Raw genomic sequence first — 5821 nt, 5'->3', positions numbered from 1 at the left:
CCCCCGGCGAGGTCTTCCCGCCCAAGCGCAAGCCCGGCCGGCCCCCGGCCGACCCGCCACAGCAACGGCTCGCCGCGGGCTGAGCCCCCGACGCGGAACCACCGGACGGCCCCTGGCTACCCTGGACGCATGGACTATGTCTCCGCGCTCCTGCCCCCCGTAGTGATGGCCGTGTTCTTCACCGGCGTGATCGTGACGATCGTGAAGACGCAGGGCGGCGCCAACAAGGCCAAGGAGGACGCGGCCGTCGACGCCGCCCTCGCGCGCGCGGAGAACGCCCGCCAGGCCACCCAGGACGACGTCCGGGGCTGAACACCCGCGCACGGGCACACACGCCGGCGTACGACTCCCACACTTCGGGGTCGTACGCCCTTTTTGTTCACTTTCTCCCAGTATGGTGTTGAACTGTGCCTCGGCCATTGGGAGAACTCGAAGACGCGGTCATGACGCGGGTGTGGAAGTGGAACCGCCCGGTGACCGTTCGAGAAGTCCTGGAAGACCTTCGGCGGGAACGGTCCATCGCATACACCACCGTGATGACCGTTTTGGACAATCTCCATCAGAAGGGCTGGGTGCGCCGCGAGGCGGAAGGCCGGGCCTATCGATATGAGGCGGTCTCCACCCGCGCCGCCTACGCGGCCGCTCTGATGAACGATGCGTGGTCGCAGAGCGACAACGCGGCAGCGGCCCTCGTCGCCTTCTTCGGCATGATGAGCGAGGAACAGCGACAGGCTCTCCGTGCCGCGATCCGTATCGTGCAAGGCCCGGAGCCCTCCCAAACCGTTGCCGAAACCGGCGTCGAATCATCGGACGAAACACCCCCGCCCACCGGGGGCCCCGATGAGAACCCCGCCTCGGCGCAGGGCGACGCCGGGCGATAGCGTCCGGTCATGCCAGCAGAGAGTCCCGCGGAGAGTCCCGAAGCAACCGCAAAAGCCATCACGGTCCGGCGGGCCAGGACCAGCGATGTCCCGCACGTGCGCGGCCTGCTTGACGCGTACGTCCGGCGGGGCATCCTGCTCGACAAAGCGACCGTGACGCTTTACGAGGACATCCAGGAGTTCTGGGTCGCGGAACGCGATGACAACGCGCAGGTGGTGGGCTGCGGCGCCCTGCACGTCATGTGGGAAGACCTCGCGGAAGTCCGCACTCTCGCGGTGAACGAGGAGGCCAGGGGCCTGCGTGTCGGCCATCAGTTGCTGGAGAAGTTGCTGCAGACCGCCCGATGGCTGGGTGTTCGCCGGGTTTTCTGTCTGACCTTCGAAGTGGAGTTCTTCGCGAAGCACGGCTTCGTGGAGATCGGCGAGACACCGGTCGACCGGGATGTCTACGCGGAGCTGCTGCGTTCCTATGACGAGGGCGTGGCGGAGTTCCTCGGTCTCGAACGAGTGAAACCGAACACCTTGGGCAACAGCCGGATGCTTCTGCATCTGTGATCGCGGGGGATCCGCGCAACGATCGGCATGGATCCGCGCGGAACCGCAAGGATGGTCGGGGATCGCCGAGAGTATTCCGCCGATCCGCGTTGCCCGGGTTCCCTATGTCCGAAACGCGCACGTTTCCGATCTTCCCCAGGTCCATGAGTCTCTCCCAGGGGTTTGTGTTTTTCAGGGAAAAGCGGTTTGCTTTCCGACGTACTGCAGTACCGCATATAACAGGGGACTCGAAACAGCGGCCGCGGCCGCGGACCCTCGGCCCTCAAGTTATCGATGAAAGGAAATCCGGTGGCACAGAAGGTTCAGGTCCTTCTTGTCGACGACCTCGACGGCGGCGAGGCGGACGAGACCGTGACGTTCGCGTTGGACGGCAAGACGTACGAGATCGACCTCACGACTGCTAACGCGGACAAGCTCCGCGGCCTTCTCGAGCCGTACGTGAAGGGCGGTCGTCGTACCGGAGGCCGTGCTTCGGGCGGACGCGGAAAGGCGCGCGCGGCGGCCGGCGGCAGCCAGGACACCGCCCAGATCCGCGCCTGGGCGAAGGAGAACGGCTACGAGGTCAACGACCGCGGCCGCGTTCCCGCGATCATCCGCGACGCCTACGAGAAGGCGAACGGCTGAGCGCGTACGCGTCGCAGCCGGACCCGGTGGCACTGAGTCGCCACCGTGTCCACCAGGCGTACGAGGTCGGGGGCGCCTCCACCGCCCCCCAGCGCCGACAGCGTCGGCAGCGACGGTTCCATCTCGCACCCCGGCTCGGGGGGCCGCAGCCACACGGCGGCTCCCCGCGGACCGGCCTGGTCCGGAGACGACGGCTGGAGCGGTGCCCGCGTACCTGAGCGGCCGGGTAGCGGGCACTCATGCGCACCCGGCTCGTGCGAGCCGGGCCCGCGAGCGCCCGGCTCACCCCTGCCCGGCTCGTGCGCGCCCGGTTCGGGCCGGGGCGACGGAACCTCCGTGCGGCCGCCTCGAAGGGGCGCGGGCAGCGGGACGCCGTCCGCCCAGGGCTGTGGAGCCACGATGTGGCCGCCCGCGCCGATGGCCGTGAAGTCCAGTTCGAGAGTGCCCCAGTCCAGCCAGTCGAGCAGGCCCGGCACCTCCTCCGCGCTCCCCGCGGCTACCAGCAGCCGCATCCGCTCCCCGTGCAGTGCCACCGGAGAGCCCGGGCCCAGATGCCGCAGCGCCGCGAAACCCGCCTCCGCCGGGACGTCGAGCACATCGAAACGCAGACCCGTGAGCAGCCGTACCGGCGTTCCGGGCACCGCGGCCCAGCCGAGTTCGTCCTCGTACCACTGCCGCACACGGTCGCTCGAGTCGAACGGACGGCGAGGGAGGGGGACGATGGAAGCCATGTCGGAACAACCGCACGGAAGGCATCCGAGTCACCCAGGGTGGTGGAACATGCGCGCGGAGTGGTGGAGCAGGGGGCGTCCAGGGGAGTGCGGCCGCGCAAGGATGTTCGCCCATAGCGGAGGGAACCGGTGCGCACGGCATGGAGTGTCAGTGCGTACGGGTAAGACATCCCTAGTGGGAGGGGGCGACACGCAGGAAAGGCGGTCTCGCGTTCGCCATCGGCGTACTGATGGTGAGGATAACCACCTGGCCTGCGGGAACATCGTCTCGCACCATCGGGTTGGAGCAGATGTCGGCGTTCGGGGCCAGGAGGCAGTAACTTCTGTCTCCGCGAGAGCGGAGGTGAACCGGACGGTGTCGGCAGTTGGAATGAGCGGTCCCCGCTTGCGGGACTAAGCTGCGGAAGGACAGCGAGGGGAGCGTCCCCTCACTGCCTGACCGCTCTGAGGAGCGATTAACGATGTTCGAGAGGTTCACCGACCGCGCGCGGCGGGTTGTCGTCCTGGCTCAGGAAGAAGCCCGGATGCTCAACCACAACTACATCGGCACCGAGCACATCCTCCTGGGCCTGATCCACGAGGGTGAGGGTGTCGCCGCTAAGGCCCTGGAGAGCCTCGGGATCTCGCTTGAGGCTGTCCGCCAGCAGGTGGAGGAGATCATCGGCCAGGGCCAGCAGGCGCCCTCGGGCCACATCCCCTTCACTCCCCGTGCCAAGAAGGTCCTGGAGCTGTCGCTCCGCGAGGCCCTTCAGCTCGGGCACAACTACATCGGCACGGAGCACATCCTGCTCGGCCTGATCCGTGAGGGCGAGGGCGTCGCCGCCCAGGTCCTGGTCAAGCTGGGCGCAGACCTCAACCGGGTGCGGCAGCAGGTCATCCAGCTGCTCTCCGGCTACCAGGGCAAGGAGACCGCCACCGCCGGCGGGCCTGCCGAGGGCACTCCCTCGACGTCCCTGGTCCTCGACCAGTTCGGCCGGAACCTCACCCAGGCCGCTCGTGAGTCCAAGCTCGACCCGGTCATCGGGCGCGAGAAGGAGATCGAGCGGGTCATGCAGGTGCTGTCCCGCCGTACCAAGAACAACCCGGTCCTGATCGGTGAGCCCGGCGTCGGCAAGACCGCCGTCGTCGAGGGCCTCGCCCAGGCCATCGTCAAGGGCGAGGTGCCCGAGACCCTCAAGGACAAGCACCTCTACACGCTGGACCTCGGCGCGCTGGTCGCCGGCTCCCGCTACCGCGGTGACTTCGAGGAGCGCCTGAAGAAGGTCCTCAAGGAGATCCGCACCCGCGGCGACATCATCCTGTTCATCGACGAGCTGCACACGCTGGTCGGTGCGGGTGCCGCCGAGGGCGCCATCGACGCCGCTTCGATCCTGAAGCCGATGCTGGCCCGCGGTGAGCTCCAGACCATCGGCGCCACCACGCTGGACGAGTACCGCAAGCACCTGGAGAAGGACGCGGCCCTGGAGCGCCGCTTCCAGCCCATCCAGGTCGCCGAGCCCTCGCTCCCGCACACGATCGAGATCCTCAAGGGTCTGCGCGACCGGTACGAGGCCCACCACCGTGTCTCCATCACGGACGAGGCCCTCGTCCAGGCCGCCACGCTGGCCGACCGGTACATCTCGGACCGCTTCCTGCCGGACAAGGCGATCGACCTGATCGACGAGGCCGGTTCCCGGATGCGCATCCGCCGGATGACCGCGCCGCCGGACCTCCGCGAGTTCGACGAGAAGATCGCCGGTGTCCGCCGCGACAAGGAGTCCGCGATCGACTCGCAGGACTTCGAGAAGGCCGCCTCCCTGCGCGACAAGGAGAAGCAGCTCCTCGCCGCCAAGGCCAAGCGGGAGAAGGAGTGGAAGGCCGGCGACATGGATGTCGTCGCCGAGGTCGACGGCGAGCTGATCGCCGAGGTCCTCGCCACGGCCACGGGCATCCCGGTCTTCAAGCTGACCGAGGAGGAGTCCAGCCGCCTGCTCCGCATGGAGGACGAGCTCCACAAGCGGGTCATCGGCCAGACCGACGCCGTCAAGGCGCTGTCGAAGGCGATCCGCCGTACACGCGCCGGTCTGAAGGACCCGAAGCGTCCGGGTGGTTCGTTCATCTTCGCCGGCCCGTCCGGTGTCGGTAAGACCGAGCTGTCCAAGGCGCTCGCCGAGTTCCTGTTCGGCGACGAGGACGCACTGATCTCCCTCGACATGTCGGAGTTCAGCGAGAAGCACACGGTGTCGCGTCTCTTCGGTTCGCCTCCCGGCTACGTGGGCTACGAAGAGGGCGGCCAGCTGACGGAGAAGGTCCGCCGCAAGCCGTTCTCCGTCGTCCTCTTCGACGAGGTCGAGAAGGCCCACCCGGACATCTTCAACTCGCTGCTGCAGATCCTGGAGGACGGTCGCCTGACCGACTCCCAGGGCCGGGTCGTGGACTTCAAGAACACGGTCATCATCATGACGACCAACCTCGGCACCCGGGACATCTCCAAGGGCTTCAACCTCGGCTTCGCCGCCGCGGGTGACACGAAGACCAACTACGAGCGCATGAAGAACAAGGTCTCGGACGAGCTCAAGCAGCACTTCCGGCCCGAGTTCCTCAACCGCGTCGACGACGTGGTCGTCTTCCCGCAGCTGACGCAGGAGGACATCCTCGCGATCGTCGACCTGATGATCAGCAAGGTGGACGAGCGCCTCAAGGACCGGGACATGGGCATCGAGCTCTCCCAGGCCGCCAAGGAGCTGCTGTCCAAGAAGGGTTACGACCCCGTGCTGGGTGCCCGGCCGCTGCGCCGCACCATCCAGCGCGAGATCGAGGACAGCCTGTCGGAGAAGATCCTCTTCGGCGAGCTCCGTCCGGGCCACATCGTGGTCGTGGACACGGAGGGCGAGGGCGAGACCAAGACCTTCACCTTCCGCGGTGAGGAGAAGTCGGCGCTCCCGGACGTCCCGCCGATCGAGCAGGCGGCCGGTGGCGGGCCGAACCTGAGCAAGGAGGCGTAAGCCCTCCGGGCGATACGCGGAGAAGGGGGCCGGTGCCTGTGGGCAC

General features: G+C 67.7%; 6 protein-coding genes. 5 read left to right on the top strand and 1 reads right to left on the bottom strand.

The annotated features are described in order from the left end of the window. Positions 1 to 129 precede the first annotated feature (129 nt). The 4 genes from FNH04_RS40135 (at position 130) to FNH04_RS40120 (ending at position 2060) form a co-directional block, all read left to right on the top strand. A complete protein-coding gene (locus FNH04_RS40135; protein ID WP_152791078.1) occupies positions 130 to 312 on the top strand; it encodes a hypothetical protein in 183 nt (60 codons plus the stop codon). Positions 313 to 443: 131 nt separating this feature from the next. Continuing rightward, positions 444 to 881: a BlaI/MecI/CopY family transcriptional regulator gene (locus FNH04_RS40130; protein ID WP_152791080.1), complete on the top strand. Its 438-nt coding sequence runs from the start codon at positions 444 to 446 to the stop codon at positions 879 to 881. A 9-nt stretch (positions 882 to 890) separates the two neighbouring features. Further along, positions 891 to 1436: an amino-acid N-acetyltransferase gene (locus tag FNH04_RS40125; RefSeq protein ID WP_152791076.1), complete on the top strand. Its 546-nt coding sequence runs from the start codon at positions 891 to 893 to the stop codon at positions 1434 to 1436. 288 nt (positions 1437 to 1724) lie between these two features. Next, complete coding sequence (locus tag FNH04_RS40120; RefSeq protein WP_322725249.1) at positions 1725 to 2060, top strand: histone-like nucleoid-structuring protein Lsr2; 336 nt, start codon at positions 1725 to 1727, stop codon at positions 2058 to 2060. Here FNH04_RS40120 and FNH04_RS40115 read toward each other — a convergent pair. Continuing rightward, on the bottom strand, positions 2039 to 2791 hold the full coding sequence (locus FNH04_RS40115) for an SCO3374 family protein (protein WP_152791072.1): 753 nt from the start codon (positions 2789 to 2791) through the stop codon (positions 2039 to 2041). The genes FNH04_RS40120 and FNH04_RS40115 overlap by 22 nt on opposite strands. Positions 2792 to 3252: 461 nt before the next feature. On the opposite strand from FNH04_RS40115, the gene FNH04_RS40105 reads away from it, so the two are divergent. Next, positions 3253 to 5775: an ATP-dependent Clp protease ATP-binding subunit gene (locus tag FNH04_RS40105; RefSeq protein ID WP_152791070.1), complete on the top strand. Its 2523-nt coding sequence runs from the start codon at positions 3253 to 3255 to the stop codon at positions 5773 to 5775. Positions 5776 to 5821 lie beyond the last annotated feature (46 nt).

Source organism: Streptomyces phyllanthi, from assembly GCF_009377205.1.
In the GTDB taxonomy this organism is placed as follows: domain Bacteria; phylum Actinomycetota; class Actinomycetes; order Streptomycetales; family Streptomycetaceae; genus Streptomyces; species Streptomyces phyllanthi.
Note: the sequence above shows the minus strand (reverse complement) of the source record. Positions and strands in the feature narration are given on the sequence as shown.